Origin of the sequence: Paenibacillus sp., from assembly GCF_031177825.1 — a bacterium.
Classification (GTDB): domain Bacteria; phylum Bacillota; class Bacilli; order Paenibacillales; family YIM-B00363; genus Paenibacillus_AE.
In genome coordinates this window covers 39,368-58,275 of record NZ_JAPSKE010000031.1, presented here as the reverse complement: position 1 = coordinate 58,275, position 18,908 = coordinate 39,368, and the positions used below count along the sequence as shown (strand labels likewise).

The 18,908-nt window shown below is 59.8% G+C and carries 15 protein-coding genes; 5 read left to right on the top strand and 10 right to left on the bottom strand.

Features of this window, described 5'->3' with window-relative positions:
- Positions 1-11: 11 nt before the first annotated feature.
- From RIN49_RS24525 to RIN49_RS24515, 3 genes are read right to left on the bottom strand one after another with little or no spacing between them, the layout of a single operon-like run.
- Entirely contained in the window at positions 12-851 is an 840-nt protein-coding gene (locus tag RIN49_RS24525; protein ID WP_309122782.1) for a glycosyltransferase family 2 protein, read from the bottom strand.
- A 2-nt stretch (positions 852-853) separates the two neighbouring features.
- Entirely contained in the window at positions 854-1,930 is a 1,077-nt protein-coding gene (locus RIN49_RS24520) for a glycosyltransferase (protein WP_309122781.1), read from the bottom strand.
- Positions 1,927-2,949 carry a phosphotransferase gene (locus RIN49_RS24515; protein WP_309122780.1) on the bottom strand — a complete coding sequence of 341 codons (1,023 nt, stop codon included), beginning with the start codon at positions 2,947-2,949 and terminating at the stop codon, positions 1,927-1,929. The genes RIN49_RS24520 and RIN49_RS24515 overlap by 4 nt, the downstream gene beginning before the upstream one ends.
- A 250-nt stretch (positions 2,950-3,199) precedes the next feature.
- Between RIN49_RS24515 and RIN49_RS24510 the strand changes: the two genes are divergently transcribed.
- Both RIN49_RS24510 and RIN49_RS24505 read left to right on the top strand, forming a co-directional pair.
- Positions 3,200-5,017 carry a glycosyltransferase gene (locus RIN49_RS24510; RefSeq protein WP_309122779.1) on the top strand — a complete coding sequence of 606 codons (1,818 nt, stop codon included), beginning with the start codon at positions 3,200-3,202 and terminating at the stop codon, positions 5,015-5,017.
- On the top strand, positions 5,014-6,096 hold the full coding sequence (locus RIN49_RS24505; RefSeq protein WP_309122778.1) for a glycosyltransferase: 1,083 nt from the start codon (positions 5,014-5,016) through the stop codon (positions 6,094-6,096). The genes RIN49_RS24510 and RIN49_RS24505 overlap by 4 nt, the downstream gene beginning before the upstream one ends.
- Before the next feature lie 93 nt (positions 6,097-6,189).
- Here the strand turns inward: RIN49_RS24505 and RIN49_RS24500 are convergent, their stop codons facing one another.
- Positions 6,190-7,263: a glucose-1-phosphate thymidylyltransferase gene (locus RIN49_RS24500; RefSeq protein WP_309122777.1), complete on the bottom strand. Its 1,074-nt coding sequence runs from the start codon at positions 7,261-7,263 to the stop codon at positions 6,190-6,192.
- A gap of 266 nt (positions 7,264-7,529) precedes the next feature.
- Here RIN49_RS24500 and RIN49_RS24495 point away from each other — a divergent pair, with 266 nt between their 5' ends.
- From RIN49_RS24495 to RIN49_RS24485, 3 genes are read left to right on the top strand one after another with little or no spacing between them, the layout of a single operon-like run.
- Entirely contained in the window at positions 7,530-7,745 is a 216-nt protein-coding gene (locus RIN49_RS24495; RefSeq protein WP_138192787.1) for a hypothetical protein, read from the top strand.
- A gap of 12 nt (positions 7,746-7,757) precedes the next feature.
- Positions 7,758-8,561, top strand: a complete 804-nt coding sequence (gene asd, locus RIN49_RS24490) for an archaetidylserine decarboxylase (protein WP_309122776.1) — start codon at positions 7,758-7,760, stop codon at positions 8,559-8,561.
- Positions 8,562-8,621: 60 nt separating this feature from the next.
- On the top strand, positions 8,622-9,920 hold the full coding sequence (locus RIN49_RS24485; RefSeq protein ID WP_309122775.1) for an aminotransferase class I/II-fold pyridoxal phosphate-dependent enzyme: 1,299 nt from the start codon (positions 8,622-8,624) through the stop codon (positions 9,918-9,920).
- A gap of 225 nt (positions 9,921-10,145) precedes the next feature.
- On the opposite strand, the gene RIN49_RS24480 is transcribed toward RIN49_RS24485, so the two are convergent.
- From RIN49_RS24480 to RIN49_RS24455, 6 genes are all read right to left on the bottom strand, one after another.
- Entirely contained in the window at positions 10,146-11,078 is a 933-nt protein-coding gene (locus RIN49_RS24480) for a hypothetical protein (protein WP_309122774.1), read from the bottom strand.
- A 539-nt stretch (positions 11,079-11,617) separates the two neighbouring features.
- A complete protein-coding gene (locus RIN49_RS24475) occupies positions 11,618-13,336 on the bottom strand; it encodes an ABC transporter substrate-binding protein (protein WP_309122773.1) in 1,719 nt (572 codons plus the stop codon).
- Positions 13,337-13,435: 99 nt separating this feature from the next.
- Entirely contained in the window at positions 13,436-14,341 is a 906-nt protein-coding gene (locus tag RIN49_RS24470) for a carbohydrate ABC transporter permease (RefSeq protein ID WP_309122772.1), read from the bottom strand.
- A 12-nt stretch (positions 14,342-14,353) separates the two neighbouring features.
- Positions 14,354-15,313, bottom strand: coding sequence for an ABC transporter permease (locus tag RIN49_RS24465; RefSeq protein ID WP_309122771.1), 960 nt, complete (start codon positions 15,311-15,313; stop codon positions 14,354-14,356).
- A gap of 161 nt (positions 15,314-15,474) precedes the next feature.
- Entirely contained in the window at positions 15,475-17,010 is a 1,536-nt protein-coding gene (locus RIN49_RS24460; protein ID WP_309122770.1) for a response regulator transcription factor, read from the bottom strand.
- A complete protein-coding gene (locus tag RIN49_RS24455; RefSeq protein WP_309122769.1) occupies positions 17,003-18,796 on the bottom strand; it encodes a sensor histidine kinase in 1,794 nt (597 codons plus the stop codon). The genes RIN49_RS24460 and RIN49_RS24455 overlap by 8 nt, the downstream gene beginning before the upstream one ends.
- Between the last annotated feature and the right edge of the window lie 112 nt (positions 18,797-18,908).

The following is an 18,908-nucleotide window of genomic DNA, read 5'->3' as shown; positions in this document are numbered from 1 at the left end:
CCTCCCGAATTCTATTTCTTAACGAGGCGGCCGACCTTCAGCCGTCCGCGGACCCATACAAATCTAGGTTTAAATTTGTTGCCCCAGCGCTTCAGCGCCTTCTTATACAGATATCTCGTCACTCTGGCGTATTTGTCTCGGTTTTCGATGCGAGAGTTGTTGCTTTCATGATTCAAGCGGTTATAGATCGCCTTGCGCACCGCTTTGAAGCGATAGCGTCCCGCCAGCTTCAACAAGATTTGCCGATCTTCCGCGAAGCGCCCGCCTTCCGGCACCCGCGTGGACCAGCCGCCGACCTTGCGCAGCGCTTCGGTCCGATAAAACCGCGGATAGATCATGGAGTGGAACGTGATGAAATCGTATTTGCCGCGGATTTGGCGTTTTTTCTTTTTCCCCAAATACTTGAGTCTGTTGCCCCGCTTCTTCTTCCACACTTTCTCGTTCCCGTAGACGACGGCGACCTTCGGTCCGCCCTGCTCCATCTTCTGAAGACACTTCTCGAGCGTATCCTTCTCGTACCAGTCGTCCGCGTCCAATTGGGAAAAGTACGGCGTATCCACAAGCGACAACGCGTGATTCAGCGTGTAGCACACGCCTCGGTTTTTCCGCTGCTTTACGTATCGGATGCGCGGATCCCGCTCCACGTACTTCCGCACGATTCTCTCCGTCTTATCCTTCGAGCCGTCGTCGACGATCAAGAGCTTCCAATTGTCGATCGTCTGCTTCAGCACGCTCTCGATCCCGCGGCGAATGAACTTCGCTCGATTATACGTCGGTATAACGACGGTGACGACCGGCTCGCGTTGCCCGGTCGATTCGGGAGTCTCGCTCCCGGAGTTGATCGTAAACAAGCTTATCTCCCCTTTCGCAGCAATCGGCGATAGATGCCTTCCAGCCTCTTTACTTGCTTGACCGCGTCGAACCGCCTCTCGACCTTCGCGCGGCCGTTCCGTCCCATCTCCTCGCGCAGCGCCGGCTGCTCGATCAAATCGATCAATCCCTCGGCCAGCCGCTTGATGCTGCGCTCCGGCACGAGAATGCCTTCGACGCCGTTCCCGACGAGTTCCGGAATGCCGCCGTGCTTCGTCGATACGACGGGCAGCCCGGTGGCCATCGCCTCCTTGATCGAGTTCGGGATGCCCTCTTGGTTGCCGTCCTTCGTCGTCAAGCTGGGCAGACAGAAGATGTCGGCCCGGCGCAGCAGATCGGTCAGCTTGTCGTGCCGGATATGGCCGCGGAGCCGAACGCGGTCCTGCAGCTTCCACCTGCGGATGAGCCGCTTCAGCCGGCGCCCCTCCTCGCCTTCGCCGACGATGACGAGCCGGCTCGTCGGATGCTTCTCGAGCACCTGCCGGAACGCCTTCACCAAGTACCGAAATCCCTTCTTTTTATGAAGCCGGCCGACGCCGACGATCGTGACCCCCTCCGTCTTCGGCTCCCGTTCGACGTATGGAAACCGAACGAGATCGATCCCGCTGTACATGATCTTGATTTTGCGCCGGGGGCAGCCCCAACGGATCAGCTTGTGTTTCATATGCCGAGACGGCACGGTGAACTTCTCGCCGGTGCGGAACAGCTCCGGCAGCTTGCGATGATAGGCCTTGCGGGGGTTCCGCTTCGTCGGCAGGTCGAAGCCGTGGAACGAGGTCAGCATCGGGATGCGCAGCCGGCGCTTCACCGGCAGCAGGCTGACGCCGGCGTTGCCGAAGCGGGCGTGAATCAGGCGGACGCGGCGTCTGCGGAAGGCGCGGACGATCTTCGAAGGCCGATTCGGCAGCCGCTTGATTTTTTTATAAGGGAATTTCTTCAAGTTCATGCGCTTGCGCGCGAATACGATCGGCCTCACCGTGCGGATGCGCCGCAGCTCTCCGTAGATGAACGTCTCCGACGGAGGAAGGTAGCGAAGCCGGACGAATGCGATGCGTTTCATGCTTTCCCCTCCTTCCCCGCGGACGCGCCGCTTCCGAAGAACCGCTTCATTACGTATTCCGTTCTTCGCCGCTCATGCTCGAGCCAGAACGCCACTTCTTCCTCGGTCATCTTCTTATACTTCTTCTTGCGCAACGTCCGTTCGAATACGTGAGGAAACAGCAGGTCGATCTCGACGAGCCGGCGGACGTCCTGCGCCAGCGGATAGATCTCGAGGTAGCGCCGCAGCATGAGGCGGAACGTCTTCGCTTCGAAGGCGCGCCGTTTCGCGTACATGCTGTGAATGCGGATTAAATCCTTGGACGGGGCGTCGTACCGCACATCCTCGAAGTCGATGAGCTTGAGGCTTCCGCCGTGAATCAGGACGTTCTTGTTGTGCAGGTCGCCGTGCACGAGCGTTCGAGCGCCGGCGCTCCCTTCCGCGTACGCCCCGTAAGCGCTATTCTTCAGCTCGCGGAACGCCGTCTCCCCCGTCTTCAAGAAGAAGGGGATCGCCGCCGCGATCAAACCCTTCTTCCCGCTCTTCGCTTGGCCTTCCTTCGCCAGCCAATCCTCGATAGAGCGCAGCCGTTGGGCGTACTCCTCCCGCCAATCGAGATGGCCGTACACCTGCACGCCGGAGGGGTACTCGATTCCCGCCGAGGCGCGGTGGAACAGGGCCGACAGCTCGACGATCCGCAGCAGATCGTCCGGCTTGTCGAGCGGCGCTCCTTCGCCCGGAAGCCACTCGTACAGGACGTACGGCGCCCCCTCGTGCTCGAAGAAGAGGCGGCCGTCCTTCGCACGCACCGGCGGGGCGAGACCGACGCCGCGCTCCGCCAGCAGCCGCTCCGATTCCGCGATGAATCGCTGACGCTCCGGCGGTTCGAACAGGCTCTTCAGCGCGTACGCTTCGCCGGATTCGGCGATCAGCTTCGCCACGAAGCTGGAGTCCGCTTTATGTTTGATGAGCTCATGCGATTGGAGGCGGATGTCGTACGCCGCCTCTACTTTTTCGTAAAGCTTTTCCGTAGTGACCACGCTCCCCTGACAGCAAACCCCTCTCTCCCCATCAACCTATGCTCGGGCGGAGTACGAGGAGTGGGCAAAGCGGCAACGATTCTGTGCGGACGACCCGGTTTGGAAGGCGGCTGTCTATACACACCTACCCGGCGCGTCATAGAGTAAAGCAGCACATTGAAGGGAGGAATGCCTTCTGAATCGCATCGCCGTCGTGCGTTCCGTCTTTCTGCCCGTCAGCGAAACCTTCATCTATGGAGAGGTTCGCCGATTGAAACGGTACGAACCGCACGTATTTTGCGGAAGGCGCATCAACAGAGGCGAACTTCCGCACGAGCATGTCACCGTCGATCCGTCGCACCGACAGCTGGACGCGCGTCTCGGGAAGGGCGAGTTCGCCTTGATCCACGCCCGGTTCGGCAACTCGGGCATCCGCATGCTTCCGTTTCGCCGGAAATGGCGCGTGCCGCTCGTCACCTCGTTCCACGGCTGCGACGCGCCCGGCACCGCCCGCATGCGTCGACGCCGCGGCGCATTAAAGCGCCTGTTCGCCGAAGGGGACTGCTTCACGGTGCCCTGCGAATCCATGAAGTCGGACCTCGTCAAACACGGTTGTCCCGCGGAGAAGATCGTCGTTCATTACAGCGGCATCGACCTCGAGCGATTCGCCTTCAAGGTACGCGAGGCGCCGGATGACGGTACGGTCCGAATCCTATACGTGGGACGGCTCGTCGAGAAGAAAGGCGCGGATACGCTGCTTCGCGCGTTCCGTTACGTCCATCAGGTGTTCCCGCACGCGCGGCTGACGATGGTCGGGGACGGCAAGCTGAAGTCCCGCCTGAAGCTGCTCGCGCGACGGCTAGGCATCGCGCAATATGTAGAGTTCCTTGGAGCGCTTCCCCATCGCGCGATCGCGAAGCAACTGAACGAAGCCCATATCTTCTGTCTTCCGAGTCGGAAAGACCGTACGGGCAACGTCGAGGGCATCCCGAACGCGCTCAAGGAAGCGATGGCGTCGGGGCTGCCGGTCGTCTCCACGTTCCACTCCGGCATCCCGGAGCTGATCGAGGACGGTATCAGCGGCCATCTCGTCCCGGAGGACAGCGTCGGCGCGCTCGCCGGGAAGCTGATCCACGTCGTGGGGCGGCCCGATACGTGGGCGAAGCTCGGCAAGAACGCCCGCGCGCGCGTGGAGGAGGATTTCGACGCGGCTCGGCAAACGGTGAAGCTGGAGAAGCTGTTCGACGGCGTCGTCGCCGCCTACGAGAAGGCGGAACGCGAGCGCCGGGAGCGTCCGCTGTTCAGCGTCGTCATCCCGACGTACAACCGGGAGCGGTATATCGCCCGCGCGATCCGCAGCGTGCTGAACCAAACGTGCGACGACTACGAGCTGATCGTCGTCGACGACGGCTCCACGGACCGAACGAGTAAGATCGTCCGGTCGTTCGGCCGACAAGTCCGGTATATTCGTCAGCGGAACCGCGGCCCGTCCGAGGCGCGCAACGCAGGCATCCGGGCGGCCAAAGGTCGATTTATCGCGTTCCTCGATTCCGACGACCGGTTCCTGCCGAAGAAGCTCGAAGAAAACAAGGCGTTCCTCGCGCGGCATCCGGACTGCCACTTCCTTTATTCGTGGTACTACGACGTCCGGGGCGGCCGGAAGCGGCTGCGCAAAGGGAAGGAATACGACGACCTCGACCGGTTCCGGTATCGGCTCTATCGGCGCGACTTCACGATCCGTACCTCGACCGCGGTCGTCCGCCGCGACTGCTTCGACAAGATCGGCTTGTTCCATCCGAAATACCGATACTCGCAAGACTGGGATATGTGGCTGCGGCTCGCGACGTATTATCGGGGCTTCTGCCAGCGGAAGCCGTTGGCGATGTACCGCCGGCATCCGCGCAAGCCGATCCCGCACGCGAAACGCCACCGCAGCATCCGGCGTACGGCGCGGACGATGTACCGGTGGGACGAAGCGACGATCGCGTCCTTGCGCGTGAAGTACGACCGCGGAGGACGCCCGAAGCCGCAAGGCGCGCCGCCGGGCTTCGGCGCGTTATTCGGTACTCGAAGGGGGCCAAGAGCATGAACGAACCGTTGCCGTCGATTTTGCATCATAAATATTCTCTCGAGGACGGACACGTCATGGCGCAAATCCGCAATGTGGAAGGCTACCGCGGGGTGCTCGTGACGAAAAGTCCGAAGGAGCTGCGGCCCGGCGCTCCCAAGTCGCAGGTGCTGCAGCTCGAGAAGCTGCGCTCCGATCCGGACCTGCTGAAGCGGCTCCACGTCGCGGGGCTGCACGTGCATCACGGGACGCTGGCGCCGCCCTTCCAATTCCTGAAGGAGAAATACGGCGTCCCGATGTTCGTGGGCTTTCGCGGCAACGACGCGACGGCCTATCCGAAGAAGGACGAGGAATACCGGAAGGCGCTGCGCAAGCTGTTCGCCATCGGCGATCGATTTTTCCCGGTATGCGAGCATCTGAAGAAGGAGATCGTCCGGCTCGGCTGTCCGGAGGACCGCATTCGCGTCCTGTACGGCGGCGTCGATCTGTCCCGCTTCGAGTTCCGTCCGAGGTTCGTCCAAGACGGGAAGAAAATTCGCTTCCTCGCCGTCGGCCGCTTCGTCGAGAAGAAGGGCTTCGACGATCTGATCCGAGCGTTCGCGGAGGTGAAGCGCAGGCGCGAGAAAGCGAAGCTCGTATTGGTCGGTCAAGGTCCGTGCGAAGCGCAATACCGGAGGCTCATCTCGCGGCTCGGCCTCGACGGCAGCGTCAAGATCAAGGGATGGGTCGACTACCGGGGCATTCAGAATATGTATTACCGGTCTCACGTGTTCTGCGCGCCGAGCGTCACCGACGTCGACGGGAATCAGGAAGGGATTCCGAACACATTGAAGGAAGCGATGGCGACCGGTATGCCCGTCGTCTCGACGACGCATGCCGGCATACCGGAGCTGGTCGACTCCTCGATTTCCGGACTGCTCGTCCCGGAACGATCGCCGGCGAAGCTGGCGGAGGCGATGATTTGGTTGGCGGAGCACCCTGAACGTTGGAAGGAGCTTGGAGGGAACGCACGAAAGAAAGTAGAGACGGATTTCAATTTAAGCGTGCAGCTGAGGAAGCAAAAGTCTTATTACGACGAGGTCGTCGAGCGCCGTCCGTAAGGGCGGCGCAGCGGAGTTGTCGGAGGGCGGGGCAGCCGCCTTTTCTTTCTAGCCGGCGTCGGACGGGCTGCCCCGGGGCGGCGGCGCCGCCCTTTAACGAGGGAAGAATAACTGCGAATGGTCGCCGATCCACAGCTTCACGCTTTGCGGAGGCTGGGTCCGGCCAAGCACTTTCGAATCGCTGCCGATCAAGCTTTCGTCGATGCGGCGGGCGACGCCTTCCAACACCGCGTCTTCCATGACGATACTGTTCTCTACCTCGCAGCGAGCGATGCGAACGCGGTCGCCGACCGATGTGAACGGTCCGATGTAGCTGTCTTCGATCACCGCATCGTTCCCGATGACGACCGGTCCGCGAATGACGCTGTTGACGATCTTGGCGTTCTCTCCGATCGAGACGGGACTGGACACCTGCGAGCTCGCGTCGATCGATCCCTTCACCCTCAACCCTTCGATCCGCTGCAAATAATGCTGATTGCACAATATCAAGTCCTTCGGCTGTCCGGTGTCCTTCCACCAATACGGCGACCGGAATACGCCGAGCGGCCGGCCGTCGTCGACGAGACGTTGGATGGCGTCGGTGATTTCGTATTCTCCCCGAGCCGACGGCCGAAGTCCCGCGATGGCGTCGAAGAGCGAAGGCCGGAACAAATAGACGCCGTTGATCGCGAGATTGCTAGGCGGCTCCTTCGGCTTCTCGACGACCTTCACAAGCCGTTCTCCGTCGAGCTGCACGACCCCGAACTGCTGGGGCGATTCCACCTCGCTCACCGATACGAGCCCTTCGAGACGCTCCCTATGGAAGCGCTCGACGAGCGGCGCAAGCGATCCGTCGATCACGTTATCGCCCAAATAAAGAATAAAATCGTCGTTGCCGACGTACGCTTCCGCCATCCGAACGGCGTCCGCGAGCCCTCGGGGCTCCGGCTGCTCGATCAGCGAAATTTCGATATCCCAAGGCGCCCCGCCCTGGAGCGCTTCGTCGAAGGCCTCCCGGTACACGGGCGGAACGACGACGGCGATGTTGTCGATGCCTGCTTCGATCATGGATTCGATGCCGTAGTACAGCACCGGCTTATTCATGACCGGCAGGAGGTGCTTCGGCCTTGAGAACGTGTGCGGCCTGAGGCGCGACCCTTTTCCGCCGCATAAGATGATGCCCTTCACGCGAATAACCTCCCCGAAAAGGATTCCGTGCCGCTCCCCCATCGCCGGCTTCGCGTCCGCGTCGGACTTGTCGCCGGTTGCCGAACCGATTCGGCCCTTATGTCCGCTTGCTCGACCGAACCGTTCGAAGAAGCGACAGCTGTATCGTATTACTCTATGTGGGCAAGTCGCCGCTGGACACGGTAAGTATCACGGAGAGCCATAGGAAAATGTTGCGTTTCTTAGTATAATAACCGAGTGAACCTTCGAAAGGATGGAATCCGCTCATGACGACGGAGCTCGATGCTTTAAAGCGCAAGCTGCTGCGGCTCGCGACCGAACTCGCGACCGGTTGTTCCTTCTGCGTATCCGTATCCGACGACCCCGACAGCAAGGCGCCCGTCGCCTGCACCAAGTGGTCCGGCTCTTCGTACCCGGTGGGCGTCAATCCGGCGACCTGCCTCTCGTGCGGCGAATATCGAAAATCGACAACTTTGACATAGGAGACGCTTGCCATGTGGAGCCCATTGTTCCGAGCCCTTACCGAGCTCTCGTCCAGACCGACGATCGCCCGGCTCGCCGGCGCGTTCGCCAAGTCGGCCGCCAGCCGCAGACTGATTCCGCGGTTCGCCTCCTTTTACGGCATCGCCCTCGAGGAAGCCGAATACGCGATCGACAAGTATGCGTCGCTGAACGACTTTTTCATCCGAAAATTGAAGCCCGGCGCCCGTCCCGTCGACGAGGACGAACGCTCCGTCGTCTCTCCCGTCGACGGCCTCGTCGCCGAAGCGGGGACGATCTCGCCCGATCGCACGTTTCTTGTGAAGGGCCAGCAGTATACCGTCGACGAGCTCTTGAACGGCTCGCCGCACGCGGCCCGTTACATGGACGGAACGTTCGCTGTCATCTACTTAAGCCCGGCGAATTATCACCGCATCCATGCGCCCGTCGACGCGGAGGTCATCGAGAGCGACCGAATTCCCGGCGCCGTCTATCCGGTGAACGATCCTTCCCTCCGGCTCATGAAGCGGGTGTTGTCCCGGAACGTGCGTCTCGTGACGTACTTGGAATCCGAGGGCGGCGCCACGACGGCGCTCGTCAAGGTCGGGGCCATGAACGTCGCCTCGATCCGTTACGTCTCCGGCGATCAGCCGCCGGCGCGCGTCGCCAAGGGCGAAGATCTTGCGTACTTCGAATTCGGGTCTACCGTCGTGTTATTGTGGCAACGCGGCCGATTCGTTCCGACGGAGCGCCTCTCAGCCGGCGTCAAGGTGCGAATGGGCGAGAAAATCGGCGAAATCGCCGTCCCTCGCGGATGACGCTCCCGTAGCGTCATGATATAATACACAAAACTACGTCGGAAGGATGAATTGTTTTCCATGAACCCTCAAGCGGTCCAACTGAACGAGACGCTCTCCCGCGTCGCGCCCGTCGTGCACGACATGCTGTCGCGGCTCGGTCTCGGCATGTATTTTCCGAAAGTCGGCATTCTGAATCAATCCGCCGAAGCGAAAAAACAAGCGACGGCGTTCAACGCGACGATCGGCATCGCGACGGAAGGCAAGACGCCGATGCACCTCGGCATCATTCAAGAGACGCTGTCGGCTTACGCGCCGTCGGACTTGTATCCGTACGCGCCTCCGGAAGGCAAGCCGGAGCTTCGCGGCGTATGGCGCGAGAAGATGCTGAGCGAGAACCCGTCGCTCGCCGGGAAGACGTTCGGCAAGCCGATCGTCACGAACGCGCTCACCCACGGCCTCAGCATCGTGGCGGACCTGTTCGCCGACGAGGGCGACGCCGTCATCATGCCGGAGAAAAACTGGGAAAACTACGAGCTGACGTTCGGCGTGCGCCGCGGCGCGAACATCGTGACGTTCCCGCTTTATAACGAGGACGGCTTGTTCAACAGCGAAGGACTTCTCGCCTCCGTCCTCGCCCAGAAGGAGCGGGGCAAGGCGATCGTCGTGCTCAACTTCCCGAACAATCCGACGGGGTATACCCCGACGGCGCGCGAAGCGGACGACATTCTTTCGGCCGTGAAGGCCGGCGCGGAAGCGGGCGTCAAAACCGTCGTCGTGACGGACGATGCGTACTTCGGCTTGTTCTTCGAGGATTCGCTGCGGGAATCGCTGTTCGGCCGCTTGATCGGCCTGCATCCGAACGTGCTGCCGGTCAAGGTCGACGGCGCGACGAAAGAAGAGTTCGTGTGGGGGTTCCGGGTCGGGTTCATTACGTTCGGCTGCGAGTCGCTTGAAGCGAACGAAGCGTTGGAGCAGAAGACGCTCGGCATTATCCGCGGCACCGTGTCCAGCTGCTCGCACCCGTCGCAGACGTTCGTGCTGAAGGCGCTGCAGCATCCGGATTTCGAGAAGCAGCGAGACGAGAAGGTGGCGATTCTGAAGGCGCGCGCCAACCGGACGAAGCAGGTGCTCGACGCCGGCAAGTACGACGACGCGTGGGATTACTATCCGTTCAACTCCGGCTACTTCATGTGCCTGAAGCTGAAGACGGTGAACGCGGAATCGCTTCGCCGCCACGCGCTCGAGAAGTTCGGCGTCGGCACGATCGCGCTAGGCGACACCGACCTTCGCGTGGCGTTCTCCTGCCTCGAGGAAGGCGATATCGAGAAGCTGTTCGATCTGCTGTACCAAGGCGTGAAAGAACTGGAGCAAGCGTAACGACGACGAAAGCCGCCCCGGCGCAAGGTTTCCTGCGCGGGACGGCTTTTTTTAAGGTTTCACGGTTGCCGATTTGTTAATTATGCGGCCTCCGCCATTTCGCTTGCCGATCGCCGGTTTAACCTCACATGTGCACCTAAGTCTACCTTTTCGCTCGCCGGCAGCAGCGCTCAAAATAAAAAACGGGCCGCCGGCGGTAGCCGGGGCCCGGTCTTGCGCAAACAATTAGTTGCCCTTCGCGCTCTGCAGCGCACGCTCGATCATCGCGAGCGCGTTATCGGCGTTCTCCGAGTCGAGGCGAATGCCGACGATCATATCCTGCATCGCCAGCGGCAACGATTCGGCGAACGCCGTACCTCCGAGGTCGATCCCGTACACATGCTCTTCCCCTAATAAGACGCCGCTCGGGTTGTTCGGGTCGGTCTCCGCCTCGGCCGCCTTCTTCGCCGCTCCTTCGGGGAGGATATCCTTCAAGCGGCCTTCGACTTCCGCGTCCAACGGGAGCAGCACCCCGTTGCGCGCGATCCACTCGAAGCTGGCGCCGTCCATGACGTAGATGTCCGGCGATTCGGTCGCCAGCATGACGACGACCTTCTGCAGCATCGCCGCGTCCGTCATTCCTTGCTCCGCCATATTGAACGTAAGCACGTCCGCCTCGACGCGCTGCCAACCCGGCATCTGCTCGACGATCGCCGCTTCCAACGCTTCTTCCGAATCGTCCGCCGTCGGCAACTGGAATAGGCCTAAGAACGATGCCTCCAGCTCGGCCGGCGGCAGCGCGGCGAGCCTCGCTTGCTCCTCGCGATGCTCCACGTAAGCGAAGATGCCGTAAATGACGAGAGCGATCGCCGCGATTCCGCCGATAAGATGCCATTTATAATAGCTGAAAAAATGATCGACCCGCTCCGCCTGACTCGCATATTTCTTATACTTCCCGTATTGCTTCTCTTGAATCGCGCCGACGGCCTCCCGATGTTCCCACTCCAGGATAAGCTTATACGCCCGGTTGATCTGTTCGAAGTCGCTGGTTTCCCCGCGTATCTCCTTCTGCTTCTCCCGGCGCATCAAAATCTCGTAACGCTTCTCCACTTCATCTCTCGTCGCGCCTGCCGTCAATCCAAGCTTCTCGTACGCTTGTTGTTTCTCCATGTCGCTCATCTCGTCCACCTCGTTTTTCTAACTAAAATTATATACGATTTCACCCCGTTAACAAATAACTTCCGATTTATACTTACGTGGGAAGTATCCCCTTGGATGCAAAAAGGCGCATTCCCAAGCTTTAAAGGGAGTTCTCCGTCTAAACCGCCGAGCGAAGCGCGGAAGCAACCTCCGAGGCGCAGCCAACCGACGCAAAAAAACTACCGCCGACCAATCCGCTAACAGAAATCAGGAACGCAATAAATTGGGGCGCTTCTCCGCAATCAATAGGGCATCCTACCCCGAAAAATGAGGAACTCCTCCCAATTGGCCCCAAAACACGAGTTTCATCTTGGTAGTGAGCTATAAATTGGGGCGCTTCTCCGCAATCATTAGGGCATGCCACCCCGAAAATTGAGGAACTCCTCCCCAACTGGCCGCACAACATGAGTTTCATCTTAGTAGTGAGCTATAAATTAGGACGATCCGTGTGCGTGAATTGGTCAGTCGTAGAAAAAAAAGCGAGGCGGCACAAGGCCGCCCCGCTCCCGCTTACGCGATTATTCGTTCCACAGCTTGACGCGTTCTTTCACGAGCGCCTCGTAGCCGTCTTCCATCTTCTCGACGCCTGCATCGAGCAATTCTTGCTGGTAGGCGTCCCACTTCGCGTCGAATTCCTCCGGCTTCGCCAAGATGATTTCCGGGATTCGCTTCCACGTGATGCCCTTCATCTTTTCGGCCAAGATGTTCGTATCGCTGTCGCTCGGCACTTGGATGTTCCAAGCCGCGCCCCACGGACGAACCGGGAATTCCTCGCCTTTCGGGAAATGATCCTTCCACGTTTGCAAGCCGTACGCCGCAAGCGTTTCTTTCTCGACGTCGTTATACGTCGCGATGATTTGCTCAGGGAAGGCCGTCGTGTAGTAATTGCCCGTCGGATCGAGCACGCCGTCGCCGTAGTGCGCGCCGAGGTTGTGGTAGAAGCCTACGCCGGATTCCTTCTGGAAGCCCGCCGGATCGTTCTTTTTCTTCTCCAGGACGTCGGCCGGGATAACGCGTTTACCGTTTTCGATGACGTAATGCTGACCTTCGACGCCCCAGTTGTCCAAGATTTGGCCTTCGTCGGAAGCGAGGAAGTCCAGGAATTTGATCGCGCGGACCGGATCCGGGTTGTCGACCGTGATGCCGACGCCGTTGCCCGCCATGAAGCCCGTCGGCCAGTACGACGTATCTTTATACTCTTCCGTCAACGTGACCGGATAGTGGCCGTACCCGTATTCGAACTTGCCTTCCGCTTTCAGCGCGTTCTCGCCGTCCGCGAAGTCCCAACGCTGGTCGATGAGACCAAGGACGCGGCCCGATGCGATTTTCGCCTTGTATTGGTCGTACTTTTGTACGAAGCTTTCTTTATCGAGCAAGCCTTCCGCGTTCATGTGGTTCAACCAGCGGAAGTACTCTTTCTCTACCGGACGGCGGAAGTGGTATGTGACTTCCTGCGTATCGATATCGATATGATACTCGCCGTCGTCCGGAGCGCCCGTCGTGTAGAACGCAGGGTTCGTAACGGAGATGTACATGCGCCAGTCGTCCGCATTCAACGTCAGACCGATGTTCGGGTTGCCGTTCTCGTCCGTCGGGTGCTTCTCGAGATACGCCTTGATCGCGTTCTCGAAGTCTTTGACCGTACGGATCTTCGGATAGCCAAGCTCTTTCACGACGCGGTGCTGCAGCTCGAAGCCGCCGCCCGCCTCGAGGCCTTCGCCGCCGACTTCCGCGTAGGTCGGAATGACGTAGATCGACGGATCTTCCTCGCTGTAACGCAAACGTTTGATTTGGTCGCCGAACAGCTTCTTAAGATTCGGCGCATGCTCTTCGATCAGATCGGTCAGGTCGATCATCGCGCCCGCATCGACCAGCTTGCTCAGTTCGCCTTTCGGGCTGATCAGGTCCGGATAATCGCCGGAAGCCGCGATCAGGGCGATTTTCTGGGAGGAATCGCCTACGGCGTATTCCGCGTCAAGCGTAACGCCGGTCCGCTCCGTGATGACTTTGCCGACGGCGTCCTGCATCTTTTGCCAGTTCGGGCTCTCGTCCGCGCCATAGAACGTAAATGTGATCGGCGACGTATCGTCGGCCGCCGCTTCGCCGCCGTTGCCCGCCGGCGCCGGCTCCTTCGCGCCGTTGTCGCCGCTGCCGCTATTCCCGCCGCAAGCCGCGAGCAAGCCCGCTACCATGCTGACGGAAAGAAGAATGCTTCCCCACTTTTTCGTCGTGCCCATGTTCGTAACCTCCCATTTCTATTGACCCTCTGTCTATTACTTGTATTGTACAGGTTACCCTGGTAATACCTTACCCCAGCCGTACGGCCCCCATTCGGTTCAGCTCTTCACCGAACCGAGCGTCATGCCGCCGACGAAATACTTCTGCAGGAACGGATAGACGAGCAAGATCGGAAGCGTGACGACCATCGTGATCGCCATCTTGACCGATTCCGGCGACACCTGCGACATGACCTGGCTCATGTTTTGATCCCGGTAGTCGCTGCCTTGCGTCGTGCTCTGCAGCACCTTCATTAGCTCGTACTGCAGCGTCGTCAACGCTTCGTTCGAAGAGTTGTAGAGGTACGTATCGAACCACATGTTCCATTGGCCGACCGCCAGGAAGAGCGCGATCGTGGCGAGCGCCGGCTTCGTCAGCGGCAGGATCACCCGCCAGTAGATCGTGAAGTCGTTGGCGCCGTCCAGCTTGGCCGATTCTTGAAGCGCATACGGCAAGCCGTCGATGAACGAGCGGATGACGAAGACGTTGAACGCGCTCACGAGGCCCGGCAGGACGTACACGGCGAACGTGTTGATAAGGCCGAGGTCCCGCATCAGGATGTAACCCGGGATGAGGCCGCCGGAGACGTACATCGTCAAGGCCAAGAACACCGAGACGAAGCGGCGTCCTTGGAAGTCGGGGCGGCTCAGCGTGAATGCAAGCATCGAAGCGCTGGCGAGACCGAGTACCGTGCCGACGATCGTCCGCAGACCCGAGATCTTAAACCCTTGCAATAACCCTTCATAAGTGAAAATGACCTTGTAGTTTTCAAGCGTAAACTCTCTCGGGAAAATCGTGATGCCCCCTCGGACGCTGTCGACGGAATCGTTCAACGAAATCGCCAGCACGTTCAGGAAGGGATACAGCGTAGCGATCGTGACGATCATCGCGACCGCGTACACCACGACGTCGAACATCGTATCGGACATGGACTTGCGTTGACCTCGGATGACTTGTGCGGACATGTGCGCCCCTCCTTACATAATGCTTTCTTTGGTAATTTTCTTGAACAAGCCGTTCGCCGCGAACAGAAGCATCAAGCTGACGACGGAGTTGAAAATGTTGATCGCCGTACCGAACGAGAAGCGGCCCATCCCTAACCCGTAATTCAACGCGTACAAATCAAGGACGTTCGAGTAGTCGGCCACCAGATTGTTGCCGAGCAGGAACTGCTTCTCGAAACCGATGCTGATGAGATGCCCGATCGACATGATAAGCAGAATAATGATCGTGGAACGGATGCCCGGCAGCGTGATATGCCACATTTGGCGGAGGCGGCTCGCGCCGTCGACCTTCGCGGCTTCGTACAGCTCCGGACTGATGCCGGCGATCGCGGCCAAGTAGATGATCGCGTTCCAGCCCGTCTCCTTCCACACGTCCGAGGCGGTGACGATGCCCCAGAACCATTCGCCCTTCGCCATGAACTGAATCGGTTCGCTGATGACGCCGAGCCATAGCAGCAGATCGTTAATGGCGCCGTTATCGGTCGACAGCATCTTCGTGACGATGCCTGCGACGACGACCCAAGAGACGAAGTGCGGCAGGTAAGAAACCGTTTGTACGAATCTTTTAAAGAACATGTGTCGAACTTCGTTCAGCAGCACCGCGAACAGGATCGGTACCGCGAAGCCCGCGACGAGACCCATGAAGCTCATCGCCAGCGTGTTCCGCATGACGAGATAAAACATATCGTCTTGGAACAACGTCTTGAAATGTTCGAAGCCTACCCATTCTTGTTCGAAGAAGCCTCGCCCCGGCCGGAACTTCTGGAACGCCATCGTCCAGCCCCACAGCGGCAAGTAACTGAATACAAACACCCATGCAACGAACGGCAATGACATCGCGTATAAGTACCGATTTTGCCAGGCGATATGGAAGAAATGCTTTCGTTTTCCGGCTCTCGTCTCGGTCTTCGCTTGACCCGCTACCGTTACCATCTGTCGGTCCCCCCTAGCTCTATGCTCTTAATCATAAAGAATGAAACCGCATTCAACTACCCGAAGGAACCGACACAAAATCATATAAAAATTAGTGCACATCCGATGTCAGGTCTTCCCATGAAAAAAGCGCGCTTTCGCAGCGCGCCGTATCGAATAGGTTATTCCTTCTTCTTATACGCGGACGGTGACGTACCGACGTATTTCCGAAATTTCGTATGAAAATAATCGACGTTCGCGTACCCGACCTGCTCGGCCACCTGATACACCTTCATGCCCTGCTCGAGCAGCGCCTTCGCTTGTTCGATCCTTACTTTGTCCAGATACGTGTTAAAGTATTCGCCCGTCGACTGCTTAAACACCTTGCCCAAGTACGCGCTGTTGTAATGGAACAGCTCCGCGATCGTCTCGAGCTTCAGATTTTCGTGATAATTGCGGCGAATCAGGTCGACGACTCGCTTCACGAGCTTCTCCGCGCCCTGCTCCTCGGTCGCCGACATGAGGCTGTGGAACAGCGACTTCGTCGCCCGCAGCAGCTCGTCGTACCGATATTCGCGGAACAGGGCGAGCATGTCGACGGACAACCGGCGGTCGACCGTCTGCAGCTCGGGCCGGTTCGTCGCCAGCTTGCCGACGACGGCGGAGACGATCTGCACGATCCTCGTCTTGAGCGTCTGCTCGGGCAGGCACGCTTCCCGCATCAGTCTGCCGGCCTCGTCGACGAGACGCGACGCCGCGTCGGCGTTGCCGACGTCGACGGCGAGGTACAGCTTGTCCTCGAGATCCCTCGTCGCGTCCGCGGCGGTCTCCGCGAAAGACGCCTCGGCCCCGTCAGTCGGGGACGACGCTTGCGCGTCGCCGAATCGACGCAGCTCGTCGGCGTCGTGGTAAAACCGATCCTTCATGAGCTCGAGCGCGCGCTCGTACAACGACTCAAGCCGATCCCACTCGGACGTCGCCCCCCCGGACACGGCGTCGCAATCGAGCCCTCGGTCGTGGCACGGCTCGCGAAGCGACCGCAGCAGCGAATCCCGAGCTTCCGCATCGTCGAGCCGGTGTTTCCAGAGCAAGCCGACGTACGGCTCCGCGGCGAATAGCACGCCCTTGCCGGTCGGCTCGTACGCCGCCGCCCACTCCTTGCGCACGGCGGCGGCCACGATCGGGTCGATGTCTTCCCGCGCGAGCAGCCTGATCAACACGAGCTCGTAGCTCGGCCAGCCGAAGCCGTCCCCGGCGTCCCCTCCGCCGCGGAGCGCGGCCAGCACCCGCTGCTCCTTCGTCGCTTCTTCCCAACGATCGGCTTGTTTCGACCGCGCCCGCTCCTCCTGCAGCGTCGTCTTCAGCTTACGCAAGTACTCCTCGAGCTCGTCCTCGTCGACGGGCTTCAGCAAATAACCGTCGACGCGGGAGAGGATCGCCTTCTTCGCGTAGTCGAAATCCGCGTATCCGCTCAGAATCAAAATATGCAAGCCGGCGTCGACCTCCCGCAGCGCCTCGATCAACTCTAGCCCGTCCATTCCCGGCATCCGGATGTCCACGATCATCAGATCGGGTCGCAGCAGCTCGTGCTTGCGCAGCGCCTCCCTTCCGTTCGACGCCGTGTCGACGACCTCGAATCCGTGCTCTTCCCAAGGCAGCAGCGTTCGAAGCCCTTCTCGGATCATCGGTTCGTCGTCGACGATCAATACGCTATACATATCGATTTCCTCCCAGCGGAATATAGAAGTGGATGGACGTCCCCTCGCCGACGGCGCTTCGAATGACGAGACCGTGCTCGGGTCCGAAGCTGAGCTGCAGACGAACGTGAACGTTGCGCATGCCGATCCGGTTGTGCTCGAGTTCTTCGGGCGCCTGCAGCGTCTCGTTCAGTCTTCGCAACGTCTCGGGACTCATGCCGATGCCGTCGTCCTCGACGGACACGCGGACCCGGTCGCCGACGACGTCGACCCGAATGCGCACCGCGCCGCCGTTTTCCTTATTTTCCAACCCATGGATGACGGCGTTCTCGACGAGCGGCTGGATGATGAGCGGCGGAATCGGCGTCGCTTCGGCCCGCGGGTCGACATGCAGCTCGTACTTCAGCCGATCCTCGTAGCGGAACGATTGAATTTCCAAGTAGCAGCGTACCATGTCGATTTCGTCGGCCAGCTGAATGACGCGGCTGCCGGCCTCGAGATTTTTCCGCATCATCTTGCCGAGCAGACGGACGATGCGGGAGATTTCCTTCTCACCCTTGAGGTGCGCCCGCATGCGGATCGACTCCAGCGCGTTGAACAGGAAATGCGGATTGATCTGGCTCGCCATCATCTTGAACCGAATTTCGTTCTGCTTCGCCTCCAGCAGACTGCGCTGCCGGTTCGTCTCTTCGACCTCGTCCATCAAGTCGGCGATGCTCGCGGACATCGAATTGAATTGTCTCGCGAGCTGCCCGATCTCGTCCTTCCCGTCGATGCGGACCGTCGTCCGCCACTGTCCCGTGGCCATGCGCTGGATATGCTTGCTAAGCCGCAGCAACCGAGAGGAAAGCATGCCCGAGAAGGCGTACATGAGAAGGAGCGACAAGGCGAGGCTCGCGCCGATGACGGACAGGGCCAGCCGGTTGATCCGATTCGCGTCGGCGACGATCGTCTCGATGGAAAACACGGAGACGATGCGAAGGCCGTTCGCGCTCGCTTCCGGCACCAGCGACTCGATGCGAATTTCGGACCATTGCCCGTCGACGACGCCTTCGAAGCGCCCGGTTTCGCCCGCCGTAATGAAGTCCTGCACCATGTCGATGTCCGCAAGCGTCAAGCCGATGCGGTCCGTCCGATTGGCGGCGACGATGCGGTCGTTCGAATCGACGATCATCGTATCGAACGTCTCCTGCAGCAAGATGTCCTGGAGCATCTCCATATTGACGTTCAAGACCAGCACGCCGAACGAACGGTATTCCCAGAAGTCGATCTTGCGCACGAGGCTTAACGTCTGTTTCAAATACCGCTCGTCCTCCATGTACCGCCAAACCGCCAGGCCGTTCGCCTCGACGGCGTCCTTGTACCAAGGCGCGTTCACGATGCGCTCGGTCGGGGGAATAAACTCCCAGTTGTTCAGCATCGTCGGGTTGTCCATATAAAATCGGACGCTGGAAATTTCCTTATATAAGCCGACCGTATCGCGAAACTCCGTAAAGTCCCGGTACGCGGAGACCACCTCGTAGGTGGTGCCGTACCTCCGGTTCGCCACATCCTCCAGCAGCTCGTCGTTCGCGAACCGATACGCGTGGTCGTACGCCACGTCGATGACGTCGCTCGTCCGCTTCATGACCCGCTCGACGTTAATCGCGGTCTGTTCCACCGCGTTGTTGAGCGCCATGGCCCGAAGCTGTCCGGTCAAGAAGAAGCCGACGATCAACACCGGAACGAAGACGACGACGATGAACGAGAAGATCAGCTTCGTTCGCAGCCTTAAATCGTTGATAGCGGTAATCCATCGCTGCCACATCCGAGCGGCCCCCCTCGACTCTCTCCCACAATCGTATTATGAAGCATATCCAAATTACACCGGATTTCGCAACCAATTTCGCGGGTATTTTTCCTTCGCGCCCTCATGATAG

Coding starts and splice junctions, on each gene's coding strand:
- RIN49_RS24520 (WP_309122781.1), bottom strand. CDS start 1,930: ATGAAACGCATCGCATTCGTCCGGCTTCGCTACCTTCCTCCGTCGGAG.
- RIN49_RS24505 (WP_309122778.1), top strand. CDS start 5,014: ATGAACGAACCGTTGCCGTCGATTTTGCATCATAAATATTCTCTCGAG.
- RIN49_RS24495 (WP_138192787.1), top strand. CDS start 7,530: ATGACGACGGAGCTCGATGCTTTAAAGCGCAAGCTGCTGCGGCTCGCG.
- asd (WP_309122776.1), top strand. CDS start 7,758: ATGTGGAGCCCATTGTTCCGAGCCCTTACCGAGCTCTCGTCCAGACCG.
- RIN49_RS24485 (WP_309122775.1), top strand. CDS start 8,622: ATGAACCCTCAAGCGGTCCAACTGAACGAGACGCTCTCCCGCGTCGCG.
- RIN49_RS24480 (WP_309122774.1), bottom strand. CDS start 11,078: ATGAGCGACATGGAGAAACAACAAGCGTACGAGAAGCTTGGATTGACG.
- RIN49_RS24475 (WP_309122773.1), bottom strand. CDS start 13,336: ATGGGCACGACGAAAAAGTGGGGAAGCATTCTTCTTTCCGTCAGCATG.
- RIN49_RS24470 (WP_309122772.1), bottom strand. CDS start 14,341: ATGTCCGCACAAGTCATCCGAGGTCAACGCAAGTCCATGTCCGATACG.
- RIN49_RS24465 (WP_309122771.1), bottom strand. CDS start 15,313: ATGGTAACGGTAGCGGGTCAAGCGAAGACCGAGACGAGAGCCGGAAAA.
- RIN49_RS24460 (WP_309122770.1), bottom strand. CDS start 17,010: ATGTATAGCGTATTGATCGTCGACGACGAACCGATGATCCGAGAAGGG.
- RIN49_RS24455 (WP_309122769.1), bottom strand. CDS start 18,796: ATGTGGCAGCGATGGATTACCGCTATCAACGATTTAAGGCTGCGAACG.